Origin of the sequence: Bifidobacterium saimiriisciurei (assembly GCF_010667655.1) — a bacterium.
GTDB lineage: Bacteria > Actinomycetota > Actinomycetes > Actinomycetales > Bifidobacteriaceae > Galliscardovia > Galliscardovia saimiriisciurei.
This window is the reverse complement of sequence record NZ_WHZU01000025.1, coordinates 1-16,249: the sequence shown is the minus strand read 5'-3', so window position 1 is coordinate 16,249 and position 16,249 is coordinate 1. Positions and strand designations below refer to the sequence as shown.

Annotated in this window: 11 protein-coding genes; all 11 read left to right on the top strand. The window is 62.9% G+C overall.

All coding sequences use genetic code 11. The annotated features are described in order from the left end of the window. Nucleotides 1–741: 741 nt before the first annotated feature. Nucleotides 742–3,219, top strand: a complete 2,478-nt coding sequence (locus tag GFD18_RS11360) for a transglutaminase domain-containing protein (protein WP_163200301.1) — start codon at nt 742–744, stop codon at nt 3,217–3,219. A gap of 436 nt (nt 3,220–3,655) precedes the next feature. After that, the gene (gene rpsL, locus GFD18_RS10620; protein ID WP_100510868.1) at nt 3,656–4,027 is read left to right on the top strand and encodes a 30S ribosomal protein S12; all 372 of its coding nucleotides are present in this window, start codon (nt 3,656–3,658) and stop codon (nt 4,025–4,027) included. A gap of 5 nt (nt 4,028–4,032) precedes the next feature. After that, on the top strand, nt 4,033–4,503 hold the full coding sequence (rpsG, locus tag GFD18_RS10615) for a 30S ribosomal protein S7 (protein ID WP_100510869.1): 471 nt from the start codon (nt 4,033–4,035) through the stop codon (nt 4,501–4,503). Nucleotides 4,504–4,531: 28 nt separating this feature from the next. Next, on the top strand, nt 4,532–6,661 hold the full coding sequence (fusA, locus tag GFD18_RS10610) for an elongation factor G (RefSeq protein ID WP_100510871.1): 2,130 nt from the start codon (nt 4,532–4,534) through the stop codon (nt 6,659–6,661). A 197-nt stretch (nt 6,662–6,858) separates the two neighbouring features. Continuing rightward, entirely contained in the window at nt 6,859–8,058 is a 1,200-nt protein-coding gene (gene tuf / locus GFD18_RS10605) for an elongation factor Tu (RefSeq protein ID WP_100510872.1), read from the top strand. A gap of 261 nt (nt 8,059–8,319) precedes the next feature. Beyond that, nucleotides 8,320–8,886 (top strand): elongation factor P, encoded by a 567-nt coding sequence (efp, locus tag GFD18_RS10600; protein WP_100510926.1) that lies wholly within the window; start codon nt 8,320–8,322, stop codon nt 8,884–8,886. A 29-nt stretch (nt 8,887–8,915) separates the two neighbouring features. Beyond that, on the top strand, nt 8,916–9,344 hold the full coding sequence (gene nusB / locus GFD18_RS10595) for a transcription antitermination factor NusB (protein WP_100510873.1): 429 nt from the start codon (nt 8,916–8,918) through the stop codon (nt 9,342–9,344). Nucleotides 9,345–9,411: 67 nt separating this feature from the next. Continuing rightward, on the top strand, nt 9,412–10,647 hold the full coding sequence (carA, locus tag GFD18_RS10590; protein WP_163200302.1) for a glutamine-hydrolyzing carbamoyl-phosphate synthase small subunit: 1,236 nt from the start codon (nt 9,412–9,414) through the stop codon (nt 10,645–10,647). Further along, nucleotides 10,640–14,011, top strand: coding sequence for a carbamoyl-phosphate synthase large subunit (carB, locus tag GFD18_RS10585; protein ID WP_163200303.1), 3,372 nt, complete (start codon nt 10,640–10,642; stop codon nt 14,009–14,011). The genes carA and carB overlap by 8 nt, the downstream gene beginning before the upstream one ends. A 70-nt stretch (nt 14,012–14,081) precedes the next feature. After that, on the top strand, nt 14,082–15,125 hold the full coding sequence (gene pyrF, locus GFD18_RS10580; protein WP_239512300.1) for an orotidine-5'-phosphate decarboxylase: 1,044 nt from the start codon (nt 14,082–14,084) through the stop codon (nt 15,123–15,125). Nucleotides 15,126–15,214: 89 nt separating this feature from the next. Then, nucleotides 15,215–15,832 carry a guanylate kinase gene (gene gmk / locus GFD18_RS10575; protein ID WP_225433081.1) on the top strand — a complete coding sequence of 206 codons (618 nt, stop codon included), beginning with the start codon at nt 15,215–15,217 and terminating at the stop codon, nt 15,830–15,832. The last annotated feature ends 417 nt before the right edge of the window (nt 15,833–16,249 follow it).

The window sequence follows — 16,249 nt, the reverse complement described above, 5'->3', positions numbered from 1 at the left end:
GGAGGGGGGATTTGCCCCTCCCCCCGCCGCTTCGTCATATCCGCAACCCGTCGGCGCGGTATCATGGTGAAAAATCCGCAATGCCGAGGTATGGGGGAAGGCGTGAACCAGCAGAATCCGGATGGACAGCATCCGAACGGACAACATCCCGACGGTCGGAATCCCAATGGAGGGAATCCGAACGGGTGGCAATCCAATGGACGGCAGCCGAACGGGCAGCCGGCCGGTGGGTGGAATCCCAATCAGGGACAGGCCTCGGGCCAGGGACGTCCTGCCTACGGCCAGCCCGCCGGAGGGCCGACGCCACGTTCACCCTACGGATACGGCGGGCCGGGCGATCCCCGGTACGGTCGGCAGGGGCAATATCCGCCCCAGTCCGGTCAGCCCGCCCGGTATGGCCGGACCGGCCAGCCCGGCCAGGGGCGTTCGATGCATCCCGGTCCGTCTGGAAACGTGCGGAATCCGCAGAATGCCCGGAACCCGCAAAACACCCGGAACATGCAGGACGGACGTCCGCAGCGGTTCCCTCAGGCCCCCGCGCCGCAGCAGAGGCCGAACCTCCAGCCGGGCAACCAGATTCCGCCGTATCAGGGAGCCGGTCCCCGGCAGCCGTATGGAGGAAACCAGCCGTCGTATGGTCAGCGGCCTCATCAATCCCAGCCGCAATCTCCGCAATCCCGACCGCAGTCAGGGCCGCAGCCCCCATATCAGGCAACGTCGCCGAACAGGTCCGACCGGTCGGTGCCTCCGGTCGCCCCCGCACAGCCGGCCGACGGCCGTCGCCGTCGCCGCGGCTCCCACACGAAGGGACGTCCGTCGTCCTCCGGACGATACACGGTGCGCTCGCCGCAGTCGACGGCGGCGCTCAAGGCGAAATCACGCTGGACGAACATCATCACACTGGTCATCGCGGCCGTCGTGATCGTCGCCCTGTACGCCACATACACGTTCTTCACCAACCGCAACGAGCACGGCCATGCCAGCGGCGACATGTCGGTGTACGGCAACAGCTTCGACACCGCGAAATACGACCTGCAGAAGCCATGGCTCGACACCCCGTCCGACGTCACGTTCAGCGAGAACATCGGCAAGATGTCCGCCATGATGAAGCAGTACACGGAAGGCATGACCAAGGACGGCGAGCCCATCGCCGCGGTCTACACCGACCCCGCGCTCACCCAGCGGTACAGCATCAACGTCTCGGAGGACAAGGACAAGCCCGGCTACGTGAACATCCACGCCGCCAGCTTCGCACCCTGTGCGAACTACTACGATCCGGGGACGAAGAGGCTCCACGCGCAGTCGTTCGACGACATCGTCGCCAACGACTATTACGTCGGCGACAGCTGCCTCGACCGGCAGCTCAACGACGACTACTTCGCCGGCGACGGCTCCGTGGGCGGCAAGTTCATCGGATTCGAACGCTACTTCCTCGTCGTCTACTACGGCGAGAACGGCGAGAAGCTCGCCAAGCCCAAGGTCACGTACTTCACCGTCTACGACGACAAGCACGACCTCGGCACCCCGCAGAACGTCAAGGCCACCGTCAACAAGAAGGGCGAGGTCAACGTCAGCTGGAATCCGGTCGAGGGCGCCACCCACTACCGCGTGTACCTCAGGACCGGCGGCAAGATCAAGACCAAGGACGCCTCCAAGGAGGAGAAGAACCAGGCCGACACCTCCGCGCAGGACACCTACCTGCTCGCCAAACCCACCAAGAACTCGGTGAACCTCTCCGACTGGGACCCGACCAAGGCGCCGGGATTCCGCAAATACCTCACCGGCGCGCTGGACAAGGCCGACGAGCAGTTCAAGACGGGCCACGTGTATTCCGACGGCCCGATATACCAGAACATGCAGTTCGCCAACCTGTTCTTCGGCGACAGCGAGGACCAGGGCTTCACGCCCGGCGGCAGCGAAAGCCTGGAGGAGAACCACGCCTCATACCAGCGCTCGCTGAGCAACACGTCGCTGCTCGTGGTGGCGTTCGGCGAGGACGAGCAGAAGACGAACTCGCCGGCGGCGCAGATCAACATCACGTCCATGCTCTCGCAGGTGCCGCTGGGTCCGGCGTTCAATGCCATGATGGACGAATCGAACGCCAACAAGGAGTACATCACCTATCTCACCGTGGCCGACGGCCTCACGCGAATCGTGCCCCGCCAGTACGACTGGTCCACGGCCAAGGTGACGAGCGAGGGCGTGCAGGTCACGTTCTACCTCGGCGAGACGAAGATGCACTCCACGCAGGTGCTCGCCGACAAAGGCGGCACCGTCGAGGAGGTCAAGGCCCGGGTCGAGAAGGAGTCCGCGGCCGTGCAGGCGGCCGACAAGCAGACCGGCCTCATGTCGGGCGGCTCCGGCACCATCGACTGGGACGACACCACCGGAGACGTGTCGAAGACCGTCGACCTCAACGGGGTGAACGGCTCCATCGAATACGTGAAGTACATCGCGGCGAACCTCATGCAGGACCGCACCTACATGGACGTCACCAAGTACTACGACCAGGCGGGCGCGCCGACCGTGGAGGACGCCGTGGACGAGGCCGTGGCGCAGAACCCCCTGCTGCTGCACACATACGCCTACTCCGGCACCAAGAGAAGCGGCGACAAGGTCTATCTCAAGGTGCAGTACTACGACGACAGCTTCGGCTCCGACACCGCCAAGGTCCGCGAACAGCTCGACAAGAAGGCCGACCAGATCGTGGCGAAGATCATCACGCCCGGCATGGACGACCGCGCCAAGGCGGCGGCCATCAACCAGTACCTCGTCGACAACTTCGCATACGACTACGACACCTACCGCAACGAGATGGGGGACAACCGGTCCGGCGGCAGGGATTTCTACGTGAAGCACAAGAGCAACCAGAACGCCTCCGGCCTGCTCGGCAGCTACAACGGCGAGAACCTCTCCCTGACCGTATGCGCCGGATACGCCAAGGCGTACAAGCTGCTCGCCGACAAGGCCAAGCTCAACGCCATCTACGTCACCGGCACCGTGAACACCAGCACCGGCAACGGCGGCCATGCATGGAACAAGGTGAAGATAGGCAACCAGTGGCTCGTCGTGGACTCCACATGGAACGACACCGGCAGCGGGTCGAGCGACCAGTACCTGCTCGTGACCGACGACAGCTCGGTGATCCGCAACCGAGGCCAGGTCTACGACCACGAGGAGATCGTGGACGCCAAGCTCGCCGACTACGGCATCAGCTGACGCTCTCCCATGGCTCCCCTCGCCAGCGAGGGGAGCCATGGGCGTAGCCGACTGAGGGGCTGCCACCTGTTCTGCTTTCGACTCGACTCCCCCTAGTGGCTTCCTTTTCCTTTGGCTCCCCTCGTCGAGGGAAGCTGTCAGGCGTCAGCCTGACTGAGGGGAGAGGGTATCCTTGGTTCTCCTCCCGACGCGCCGATGTCCAGCCGTCTGGTAAACTATTCTCTTGTGTGTGCCATTAACGCGGCATATGTGATTGGCTGCGTTCGAGTGGGACATCCCCGAGTCCAGTGACGCGAACCGGTAACGGCAAGCCGAGGACGGAGGGCCATCGGGCCGGTGGACTGTGGCTGGAATATCCGATTCGAGGATGTTCTTCGGGCTGCAGTGTGGCGGCTCCACAGAAGAACAAATTTCCATGTGAATCGGAGAACTTAAGTTGCCTACGATTGAACAGCTCGTCCGTAAGGGACGCAAGCCGAAGCCCAAGAAGTCGAAGACCTTGGCGCTGAAGGGCAGCCCGCTGCGTCGCGGCGTGTGCACCCGTGTCTACACCACCACCCCGAAGAAGCCGAACTCGGCTCTGCGTAAGGTCGCCCGTGTGCGCCTTTCCTCGGGCATCGAAGTCACCGCCTACATCCCGGGCGAGGGCCACAACCTGCAGGAGCACTCCATCGTGCTCGTGCGCGGCGGCCGTGTGAAGGATCTGCCGGGTGTGCGTTACCACATCGTGCGTGGTGCGCTCGATACCCAGGGTGTCAAGGACCGCAAGCAGGGTCGTTCCCTGTACGGAGCAAAGAAGGCGAAGTAAGAGAAATGTCACGTAAAGGACCCGCTAAGAAGCATCAGCTCCTGCCCGATCCGATCTACGGTTCGACGGTGGTTGCCCAGCTCATCAACAAGATTCTGCTCGACGGCAAGAAGTCGATCGCCGAGGACATCGTGTACTCCGCGCTTGATATGGTCAAGGAGAAGACCGATCAGGAGCCCGTTTCCGTGCTGAAGCGCGCTCTTGACAACATTCGCCCGAGCCTCGAGGTGCGTTCCCGCCGAGTCGGCGGCGCCACCTACCAGGTGCCGGTCGAGGTCAAGCCGGGCCGCGCCAACACGCTGTCCCTGCGCTGGCTGACCGACTTCTCCCGCGCCCGTCGCGAGAAGACGATGGCCGAGCGTCTCGCCAACGAGATCCTTGACGCCTCCAACGGCCTCGGCGCTTCTGTCAAGCGTCGCGAGGATACTCATAAGATGGCAGAGGCGAACAAGGCCTTCGCCCACTACCGCTGGTAATCAGTAGAACGAGAGTTAAGGAAAACTCATGGCACTAGACGTGCTCACGGATCTGCACATGATCCGCAACATCGGCATCATGGCTCACATCGATGCCGGTAAGACCACCACCACCGAGCGAATCCTGTACTACACCGGTAAGAACTACAAGATCGGTGAGACGCACGATGGCGCTTCGACGATGGACTTCATGGCTCAGGAGCAGGAGCGCGGCATCACCATCCAGTCCGCCGCCACCACCTGCTTCTGGAACCGTCAGTCCCACGACACCAAGGACAAGTTCCAGATCAACATCATCGACACCCCCGGCCACGTGGACTTCACGGCCGAGGTGGAGCGTTCGCTCCGCGTGCTCGATGGTGCCGTCGCCGTGTTCGATGGCAAGGAAGGTGTGGAGCCGCAGTCCGAGACCGTGTGGCGTCAGGCCGACAAGTACGGCGTGCCGCGCATCTGCTTCATCAACAAGATGGATAAGCTCGGCGCCAACTTCTACTACTCCGTCGACACCATCAAGGAGAAGCTCGGCGCCACCCCGCTCGTCGTCCAGCTGCCGATCGGCGCTGAGAACGACTTCGCCGGCGTCGTCGACCTCATCCGCATGAAGGCCTACGTCTGGAACGACGTCAAGGACGACATGGGTGCCCACTACGACACGACCGACATCCCGGCCGACCTTCAGGAGAAGGCGGAGCAGTACCGCTCCGAGCTTCTCGACCAGGTTGCCGAGTCCGATGAGGCCCTGCTCGAGAAGTACCTCGAGGAAGGCGAGCTCACCGAGGACGAGATCCGCTCCGGCATCCGCAAGCTCACGATCGCTCGTGAGGCCTACCCGGTGCTCTGCGGCTCCGCCTTCAAGGACAAGGGCGTGCAGCCGATGCTCGACGCCGTGATCGACTACCTGCCGAGCCCGGAGGACGTCCCCTCCATCGTCGGCTTCGATCCGAGCGACGAGTCCATCGAGATCGACCGCAAGCCGCTGGTCTCCGACCCGTTCTCGGCCCTGGTCTTCAAGATCTCCACCCACCCGTTCTACGGCAAGCTCGTGTTCGTGCGCGTGTACTCCGGCCAGGTCAAGCCGGGCGACACCGTGCTCGACTCCACCAAGGGCAAGAAGGAACGCGTCGGCAAGATCTTCCAGATGCACGCCGATAAGGAGAACCCGGTCGATTCCGCCGAAGCCGGCAACATCTACACGTTCGTCGGCCTCAAGAACGTCACCACCGGTGACTCCCTGTGCGACGAGAAGGCCCCGATCTCCCTCGAGTCCATGACCTTCCCCGATCCGGTGATCGAGGTGGCCGTGGAGCCGAAGACCAAGGCCGATCAGGAGAAGATGAGCATCGCCCTCGCGAAGCTCTCCGACGAGGATCCGACCTTCCAGGTGAAGACCGACGAAGAGTCCGGCCAGACCCTGATCTCCGGCATGGGCGAGCTCCAGCTCGACATCATCGTCGACCGTATGCGTCGTGAGTTCAAGGTCGAGTGCAACGTGGGCAAGCCGCAGGTGGCCTACCGCGAGACCATCCGCAAGGCCGTCATGAACCAGGAGTACACCCACAAGAAGCAGACCGGTGGTTCCGGCCAGTTCGCAAAGGTCCTCATGAACTTCGAGCCTCTCGACACCGAAGAGGGCGAGACCTACGAGTTCGTCAACGAGGTCACCGGCGGCCACATCACCAAGGAATTCATTCCTTCGATCGATGCTGGTGTGCAGGAAGCCATGGAATCCGGCGTGCTCGCCGGCTTCCCGGTGGTGGGCGTCAAGGCGACCGTCACCGACGGCCAGACCCACGACGTCGACTCCTCCGAAATGGCCTTCAAGATCGCCGGCTCCATGTGCTTCAAGGAAGCCGCTCCGAAGGCCAAGCCGGTCATCCTCGAGCCGATCATGGCCGTCGAGGTCCGTACGCCGGAAGAGTACATGGGCGACGTGATGGGCGACATCAACTCCCGCCGTGGCTCCATCCAGCAGATGAGCGACTCCACCGGTGTCAAGGTCATCGACGCCAAGGTGCCGCTGAGCGAGATGTTCGGCTACATCGGCGATCTTCGTTCGAAGACCCAGGGCCGTGCAATGTTCACCATGCAGATGGATTCCTACGCCGAGGTGCCGAAGGCCGTCTCGGACGAGATCATCAAGGCCCAGCGCGGCGAGTGAGCCGTGCTTGACCGTCAGTGATGGCGGTCTCAGCCCGCTGCGGCGTCGTGTCGCCGGCGAACGGTAGAATTTTCTGCTGTGAGCTGGGCGACACGGCGCTAAAGTTGGCGAAACTACCGAAAACCCAGTAATATGTAGCGAGTGTCTTGTGCATGGTTTGCACAGGCAAACTACGAGACGTCCAGGAGGACAAACACATGGCAAAGGAAAAGTACGAGCGTACTAAGCCGCACGTTAACATTGGTACCATTGGCCACGTCGATCACGGTAAGACCACCCTGACCGCCGCCATCTCCAAGGTGCTGCACGAGGAGTACCCGGATGTCAACCCGGAGTACGACTTCAACCAGATCGACTCCGCCCCTGAAGAGGCCGAGCGCGGTATTACCATCAACATCGCCCACATCGAGTACCAGACCGCGAAGCGTCACTACGCTCACGTGGACTGCCCGGGCCACGCCGACTTCGTGAAGAACATGATCACCGGTGCCGCCCAGATGGATGGTGCCATCCTCGTTGTGGCCGCCACCGACGGCCCGATGGCCCAGACCCGCGAGCACGTGCTGCTCGCCCGTCAGGTCGGCGTCCCGAAGATCCTGGTCGCCCTGAACAAGTGCGATATGGTCGACGATGAGGAGCTCATCGAGCTCGTCGAGGAAGAGGTCCGCGACCTCCTCGAGGAGAACGGCTTCGACCGCGACTGCCCGGTCATCCACACCTCCGCCTACGGCGCTCTGCACGACGACGCTCCGGACCACGAGAAGTGGGTCCAGACCGTCAAGGACCTCATGGACGCCGTCGACGACTACATCCCGACCCCGGTTCACGACCTCGACAAGCCGTTCCTGATGCCGATCGAGGACGTCTTCACCATCTCCGGTCGTGGTACCGTCGTCACCGGCCGTGTCGAGCGTGGCCAGCTGGCCGTCAACTCCCCGGTCGAGATCGTCGGCATCCGCCCGACCCAGAACACCACCGTCACCTCCATCGAGACCTTCCACAAGACGATGGACTCCTGCGAGGCTGGCGACAACACCGGTCTGCTCCTCCGTGGCCTCGGCCGTACGGACGTCGAGCGTGGCCAGGTTGTGGCTGCTCCGGGCTCCGTGACCCCGCACACCAAGTTCGAGGGTGAGGTCTACGTCCTCACCAAGGATGAGGGTGGCCGTCACTCGCCGTTCTTCTCCAACTACCGTCCGCAGTTCTACTTCCGCACCACCGACGTCACCGGCGTCATCACCCTGCCGGAAGGCGTCGAGATGGTTCAGCCTGGCGATCACGCCACCTTCACGGTCGAGCTGATCCAGCCGGTCGCCATGGAAGAGGGCCTCACCTTCGCTGTGCGTGAAGGCGGCCACACGGTCGGTTCAGGTCGAGTCACCAAGATCCTCGGCTGATTTCATCAACCGAAGTCTTGCGCTTAACCTAGCGACGTAGATCAGAAGGGCTTCCACCAAGCAATTGGTGGAAGCCCTTCTGCATATCCGCTTCGTATATTTTCCACATATATGCATGGGTTTCGCATATTCCGCATATCGCATCCCCATGATTCGGAGTGCCGTCCGAAACGGCGGCACTCCGGTGTATGGACGGTATGGCATAATATACAAAGCTAATTTTGAGCATTGCCGATTTGATACATGAAAAGGTGAATGAACGTGGCACAAACTAGCAACGACATCAAGAACGGTTCCGTCATCAACCTCGACGGCCAGCTGTGGACCGTCATCAAGTTCCAGCACGTGAAGCCGGGCAAGGGCCCCGCCTTCGTGCGCACCACCATCAAGAACGTGCTCTCCGGCAAGATCGTCGACAAGACGTTCAACGCGGGTATGAAGATGGAGTTCGAGACCGTCGACAACCGCACGCTGCAGTACTCCTACGAAGACGGTGACAACTTCGTCTTCATGGATATGACGACCTACGACCAGATCTACATCCCGAAGACCCTGGTCGGCGATGACGCCAAGTTCCTGCTGGAAGGCACCGACTGCATCATCAGCTTCCACGACGGCACCCCGCTGTCCGTCGAGCTTCCGGCCTCCGTCATCCTGACGATCACGCACACCGAGCCGGGCCTGCAGGGCAACCGCTCCAACGCCGGCACCAAGCCCGCCACCGTCGAGACCGGCGCCGAGATCCAGGTTCCGCTGTTCATCAACGAGGGCGAGAAGGTCAAGGTCGACACCCGCGACGGCTCCTACCTCGGTCGAGAGAACAACTGATCGCAACCGAAGCTTAAGGAATTATCTTCATGGCACGTTCCACCGCCCGCAAGAGGGCTCTGAATACGTTGTATGAAGCCGACGAGAAGGGACAGGACATCCTGTCCCTTCTTGCTGAGCGCATCGAGCATCCCGGCGCGCAGACGCCGCTTCCCGACTACGCCGTCGAGATCGTTCGCGGCGTGGCCGAACACCGCCGTGACATCGACACCGTCCTCGGCGAATGCTCCACCAGCTGGAAGGTCTCCCGCATGCCCGTCGTCGACCGCAACATCATGCGCATCGCGGCCTGGGAGATCATGTACAACGACGATGTACCCAGCGGTGTCGCCATCGACGAGGCGATGGCCCTGGCGAAGACGCTGTGCGACGCCGATTCGCCCAACTTCATCTACGGCCTGCTCAGCGCAGTCGCCGCGAAAACACAGGAAAACACCCAGGAAAACACCAACGAATAATCACCTGGGCATATCCACGCCCGTAGGTATGGTGATTACAGAATGATCCGCTGTTAAGGGGGATTGAGTGAGCCTCAATGAGTCCGAACCCACTGCGGTGGGTAGCTATAATGCACAAAACGCCGTTCTCGTTCTTGAGGATGGTCAGGTCTATGTCGGCCAGCCGTATGGCAGCGTCGGCGTGACCTTCGGCGAAATCGTCTTCGCCACAGGCATGACCGGCTATCAGGAAACACTGACAGACCCGAGCTACGACCGCCAGATCGTTGTCCAGACGTTCCCCCACATCGGTGATACCGGCGTGAACGACGAGGATCCCGAATCCTCGCGTATCTGGGTCGCCGGATACGTCGTGCGCGATCCCAGCCCGGTGGTGAGCAACTGGCGTGCCAAGGGCAGCCTTGACGATAGCCTGCAGTCGCAGAGCATCGTCGGCATCAGCGACATCGACACCCGCAAGCTCGTGCGTCATCTGCGTTCCGCAGGCGTGATGCGCGCCGGCATCTTCTCCGGCGATGCTCTGGTGGGGGAGAACGGTGCGGTTCTGCCCGTCGCCGACCTGCTCGCCCAGGTCAAGGAACAGCCGCAGATGAGCGGCTCCAACCTCGGCCCCGAAGTATCCACCAAGGAGACCTACACCGTCGAGCCGACCGGTGAGTTCGAGGGCAAGGACCCGCTCGCCACCGTCGTCGCCGTCGACCTCGGCATCAAGGCCATGACGCCGCACCGTCTCGCCGAGCGAGGCTGCCGCGTGCACGTCGTGCCGATGACCACCACCTTCGAGCAGATCGAGGCCATGAACCCCGACGGCGTGTTCTTCTCCAACGGCCCCGGCGATCCGGGCACCGCGGACGACACCGTCGCCCTGCTGCGCAAGGTGCTCGACGCGGGATACCCGTTCTTCGGCATCTGCTTCGGCAATCAGATTCTCGGCCGCGCCCTCGGATTCGGCACGTACAAGCTCAAGTTCGGCCACCGCGGCATCAACCAGCCGGTGAAGGACCTGACCACCGGCAAGGTGGAGGTCACCGCGCACAACCACGGCTTCGCCGTGGACGCCCCCATCGGCCAGACCATCGAGACCCCGTACGAGCAGGGTCACTACGGCAAGGCCCGTGTCAGCCACATCGACCTCAATGACAACGTGGTCGAAGGCCTTGAGTGCCTTGATATCCCGGCGTTCTCCGTGCAATACCACCCCGAGGCGGCCGCCGGTCCGCACGACGCCTCATATCTGTTCGATCGTTTTGTGAACCTCATGCTCAGCACCAAGGATTCCAAGGAAGGTAGTGTCAATGCCTAAGCGCACCGATATTCACTCCGTAATGGTCATCGGTTCCGGCCCGATCGTCATCGGCCAGGCCGCGGAGTTCGATTATTCCGGAACGCAGGCCTGCCGCGTGCTTCGTGAGGAAGGCATCCGCGTCATCCTGGTGAACTCCAACCCGGCGACGATCATGACCGATCCGGAGATGGCCGACGCCACGTACATCGAGCCGATCTCCGTGCCGATTCTCGAGAAGATCATCGCCAAGGAGCGCCCCGACGCCCTGCTGCCCACGCTGGGCGGCCAGACGGCCCTGAACGCGGCCATGGCGCTCGGTGAGGCCGGTGTGCTCAAGAAGTACAACGTCGAGCTCATCGGCGCGTCCCTTGACGCCATCGACCGCGGCGAGGACCGCGAGCTGTTCAAGAAGGTCGTGGACGAGGCCGGCGCCGAATCCGCCCGTTCGTTCATCGCCCACTCCATGGAGGAAGTCGACAAGATCGTCGAGGAGATCGGATACCCGCTGGTGGTCCGTCCGAGCTTCACCATGGGCGGCCTCGGCTCCGGCATCGCGCATAACGAGGAGGAGCTGCATCGCATCGCCGGCGCCGGCCTGCACTACTCGCCGACCGACGAGGTGCTGCTCGAGGAGGGCATCGAGGGCTGGAAGGAGTTCGAGCTCGAGCTCATGCGCGACCGCAAGGACAACGTGGTCGTCGTCTGCCCGATCGAGAACGTCGACCCCGTGGGTGTGCACACCGGTGATTCCATCACCGTCGCCCCGTGCTTCACGCTCACCGACCGCGAATACCAGAAGCTGCGTGACATCGGCATCGCCATCATCCGCGGCGTGGGCGTCGACACCGGCGGCTGCAACATCCAGTTCGCCGTGCATCCCGAGACCGGTCGCATCATCGTCATCGAGATGAATCCGCGCGTCTCCCGTTCCTCCGCCCTGGCGTCCAAGGCCACCGGCTTCCCGATTGCCAAGATCGCCACGAAGCTCGCCCTCGGCTACACGCTGGACGAGATCCAGAACGACATCACGCAGTCCACGCCGGCCAGCTTCGAGCCGACCATCGACTACGTGGTCACCAAGGTCCCGCGCTTCGCCTTCGAGAAGTTCCCGGGCGCCGAGCAGCGACTGACCACCTCCATGAAGTCCGTGGGCGAGGCCATGGCCCTCGGCGGAAACTTCCAGGAGTCCCTCGGCAAGGCCATGCGCTCCATCGACAAGCGCCACATGGGCTTCAGCTGGGACGGCGAGAAGCCGGATGCCGACGAGGTCGCCGAGCTGCTTGAGAAGATCAAGGTGCCGACCGAGCACCGCTACCAGCAGCTGCAGCGCGCCATCTGGGGCGGCGCCACCGCCGAGCAGATCTTCGACGCCACGAAGATCGACCCGTGGTTCATCGCCCAGCTCATGCTCATCGACCAGACCGCACTGGAGATCAAGGCCGCCAAGACCCTGACTCCCGCCCTGCTGAAGAAGGGCAAGAAGGCCGGCCTGTCCGACGTGCAGATCGCGCACCTGCGCGGCCTGGGAGACGAAGGCGAGAACACCATCCGCGAGCTTCGCTGGACGTACGGCCTGCGTCCGGTCTACAAGACCGTCGACACCTGCGCCGCCGAGTTCGACGCCGTCACGCCGTACTACTACAGCTGCTACGCCGACGAGTCCGAGCTGCGCCCGCGTGAGCGCGAGGCCGTCATCATCCTCGGTTCCGGCCCGAACCGCATCGGCCAGGGCATCGAGTTCGACTACACCTGCGTGCATGCCGTCCAGGAGCTCGGCAAGGATTACGACACCATCATGGTGAACTGCAATCCCGAGACCGTCTCCACCGATTACGACATGTCCGACCGTCTGTACTTCGAGCCGCTGACCTTCGAGGACGTGCTCGAGATCTACGAGGCCGAGAAGGAGATGGGCCCGGTCAAGGGCGTCATCGTCCAGCTCGGCGGTCAGACCCCGCTGTCGCTCGCCGCCCGACTCAAGGCCGCCGGCGTGCCGATCCTCGGCACCACGCCCGAATCCATCGATCTCGCCGAGAACCGTGAACTCTTCGGCGAGGTGCTGCGCAAGGAAGGCCTCAACGCCCCGCGCTACGGCACCGCGCTGAGCCTGGAGGAGGCCCGCGAGGCCGCCAACAGCATCGGCTACCCGGTGCTCGTGCGCCCGAGCTACGTGCTCGGCGGCCGCGGCATGGAGATCGTCTACGACAACGCCCAGCTCGAGAAGTACGTGGGCCGCGCCCTCGACGAGGCCAAGGCCGACATGGTCGTCTCCGGACGCCTGCCCTCCCCGCTGCTCATCGACAAGTTCCTGTCCGACGCCATCGAGATCGACGTCGACGCCCTGTTCGACGGCGAGGAGCTGTACATCGGCGGCATCATGGAACACGTGGAGGAGGCCGGTGTGCATTCCGGCGACGCCGCATGCACCCTTCCGCCCAGCACCCTGTCCGATGACCAGATTCGCCGCCTGCGCGAGGCCACGCTGGCCATCGCCCGCGGCTGCAACGTGCGTGGTCTGGTCAACGTGCAGTACGCGTTCATGTCCAACACCCTGTACGTCATCGAGGCCAACCCGCGTGCGTCCCGTACGGTGCCGTTCGCCTCGAAGGCCACGGGTACGCCGCTGGCCAAGGCCGCGGCCCGCATCATGGCGGGCGAGACCATCGCCGACCAGCGTACCAACGGCCTGCTGCTGCCCCATGGCGACGGCGGCGACGTGCGCCCCGGCCAGCCGGTCGCCGTCAAGGAGTCCGTGCTGCCGTTCAAGCGCTTCCGCACGCCCGTCGGCAAGACCGTGGACATCCTTCTCGGACCGGAGATGCGTTCCACCGGCGAGGTCATGGGCTTCGACCGCGATTTCCCGCATGCGTTCGCCAAGAGCCAGCTCGCCGCCTACGAGGGCGGTCTGCCGACGAGCGGCAACGTGTTCATCTCGGTCAACGACACCGACAAGCGTCAGCTGCCGCTGATGGCCGTGCGCCTGGTCGAGCTCGGATTCAAGATCTGGGCCACCGAGGGTACCGCGTCGGTGCTCCGCCGTTACGGCATCGAGTCGAACATCGTCGACAAGATCACCGGTCGTCTCGATTCCGACGAGACCAAGATCAGCCATGCTCAGGGCAGCACCGGCAAGAACGTCGTCGAGCTCATCGAAGAGGGCAAGATCGACATGGTGCTCAACACCCCGAATTCTCGTGGTTCCCGTTCGGACGGCTACTCCATCCGTGCGGCCGCCATCGCGGCGGATCTCCCGCAGTTCACCACCATCACCGAGTTCTCGGCGGTACTGCTGGCGATCGAGGCCGTGAAGAAGCAGGATTACCAGATCCTGAGCATTCAGGAACATGCTCAGCAGCTGTTTGCATTAGAAGGTGTGAACTGACATGAATACCACAGAGGCCCAGACCAGTATCGTCCAGCGTTCTGAATTCGGAAAAAGGCTCAAGGCGTCCATGGACCTGTATGGGCCTCTGTGCGTGGGCATCGACCCCCATTGCAAGCTGCTTGCCAAGTGGGGATACAACGTCGATGCCCAAGGTGCGGAACTGTTCGCCATGCGCATGCTGCAGGCGGCGCAGGGCCGTGCCGCTGCGGTGAAGTTCCAGATGCCCATGTTCGAGCGCTACGGGTCCAAAGGATTCGCGGCGCTCGAAAGGGCGCTCTTCGCCGCACGCCAGATGGGCGTCATCACCATCGTCGACTGCCTTCGCGGCGGTCTGCCCACCACGGTGTCGGCGTTGGCCGACGCCTATCTCAAGCCCGATGCCCCCATGCTGGCGGACGCCATCACCCTGCTGCCGTATTACGGCTTCCGCTCACTGACGAATCTCGTCGGCGACGCCCTGGAAAACGGCCGCGGCGTGTTCATAGCATCCGTCACATCCAACACGGAGGGCATCTCGCTGCAGTCGGCCATCCGTCAGCGTGGCGATTTCCCCGGCCAGACCGTGGCCTACGGCGTCGCCCACGCGGCGCAGAACTTCAATGACGGCGTCGAGGGCATGGGATCGGTCGGCCTGATCATCGGCGCGACCATCGGCCAGTGGATGAAGACCAGCGGCGTCGACCCGTCCGTCTTCACCGGCCCCATTCTTTCCCCCGGCTACGGCTGGCAGGGTGCCGAGGCCAAGGACCTGAAGACCGTGTTCAAGGGCACCAAGGGCAATGTGCTGGTCACCGTCTCACGATCCATCTCCTCCAAGGGGCCTGAGATCTCCGATCTCGCCATGGTCACGGAGTCCATTGCGCTCGACGTGCGCCAGGCTCTGTATGAGGCCATGGAGGAGAACGACAAGGAAGGCGTTCCCGAGCCGCCGACCCATATGGACGACAGCGGCCACGATCCGGCGTTGAGCGCCGCGAACCTCGCCGACGGCCATCCTCCGGTCTCCGCTCCGAGCACGCCTCATCAGCTGCACCCCCAGCAGGTCACGCAGCATCAGTCGTACAACCGCTTTCTGATCTCGGATCCGGACCAGCGCTCCCGCATCGTCTGAGACCATCGCATCATTCGCAATCACGAGGAACGCCACGGTCGAAGACGGCCATGGCGTTCCGCATATATAGGAACAGTATGGAAAGGAACATGGAACCGGCAATGGTGACCACGAACGAACAGCAGACAAGCAAGCGGCGTCTTATCGTGCTTTCCGGCCCGACCGCCGTGGGCAAGGGCACGGTCGAGGCCAAGCTGCGTGCCGATCACCCCCAGGTCTGGGTGTCCGTCTCCGCCACCACGCGAGATCCGCGTCCCGGTGAGGTCAACGGGGTCAACTACTGGTTCATGACCGAGGACGAGTTCGCCGCCAAGGAACGCGAAGGCATGTTCCTCGAAACCGCGGTGGTCCATAATTCCGCACATTATGGCACCCCCGTCGAGCCGGTGATGGAGCATCTCGAGGCCGGCGTCCCCACCATCCTTGAGATCGATCTGCAGGGTGCGCGCCGTGTACGTCAGCGTGCCGCCGAACTCGGACTCGAGGTGCTGTATGTCTTCCTCGCCCCGCCGAGCTTCGACGAACTCGTCAAGCGCCTGATCGGACGTGGCACGGAAAATGAGGAGCAGCGCCGCAAGCGTCTCGAGACCGCGAAGGTCGAACTGGCCGCCGAGGACGAATTCGACGTCACCATCGTGAACGAGACCGTCGATCAGGCCGCCGCCGACCTGTGGACCGTCATTGCCAAGGAATACGACGTCGCATAGGGAACCGTGAGCAGGGGGAGTCCTGCCCGATGAGTCTTCAACGGCGTTTTCGAGAGCATTGCTCGAGAACATCGCCAAGCCCGGATGTTTCCGGGCTTTTTTCATATCCGGGCCGTGCACGTACGCATGGAGGGCTACGTGACGATGATTATTCGTCCCCGAAGACGTTCCATGGATGCGTCGTCGTTCATTCACATTTATCGGAATCACAAACCTAGTTGGAATCATGAACCATGATTGCCCGGCAACGGCGCCTGCTTGATGATGAACTGTGATCACCATCGTCGTAAACTTTCGCGTGTTCATCAAGTCGTAATGGTGGCAATAGGTATTGTGGGTTGTGGCGGTGGTGTCGTGCTGTGTCGCGGGGTTGCGGTTGTGGCGGTGGCGACACGCCGGGGGAGCGTTGTGTTTTCA

Bases quoted from the DNA above. Each gene is read 5' to 3' on its own strand.
- fusA (WP_100510871.1), top strand. From the start codon at position 4,532: ATGGCACTAGACGTGCTCACGGATCTGCACATGATCCGCAACATCGGC.
- tuf (WP_100510872.1), top strand. From the start codon at position 6,859: ATGGCAAAGGAAAAGTACGAGCGTACTAAGCCGCACGTTAACATTGGT.
- carB (WP_163200303.1), top strand. From the start codon at position 10,640: ATGCCTAAGCGCACCGATATTCACTCCGTAATGGTCATCGGTTCCGGC.
- rpsG (WP_100510869.1), top strand. From the start codon at position 4,033: ATGTCACGTAAAGGACCCGCTAAGAAGCATCAGCTCCTGCCCGATCCG.
- pyrF (WP_239512300.1), top strand. From the start codon at position 14,082: ATGGACCTGTATGGGCCTCTGTGCGTGGGCATCGACCCCCATTGCAAG.
- gmk (WP_225433081.1), top strand. From the start codon at position 15,215: ATGGAACCGGCAATGGTGACCACGAACGAACAGCAGACAAGCAAGCGG.
- nusB (WP_100510873.1), top strand. From the start codon at position 8,916: ATGGCACGTTCCACCGCCCGCAAGAGGGCTCTGAATACGTTGTATGAA.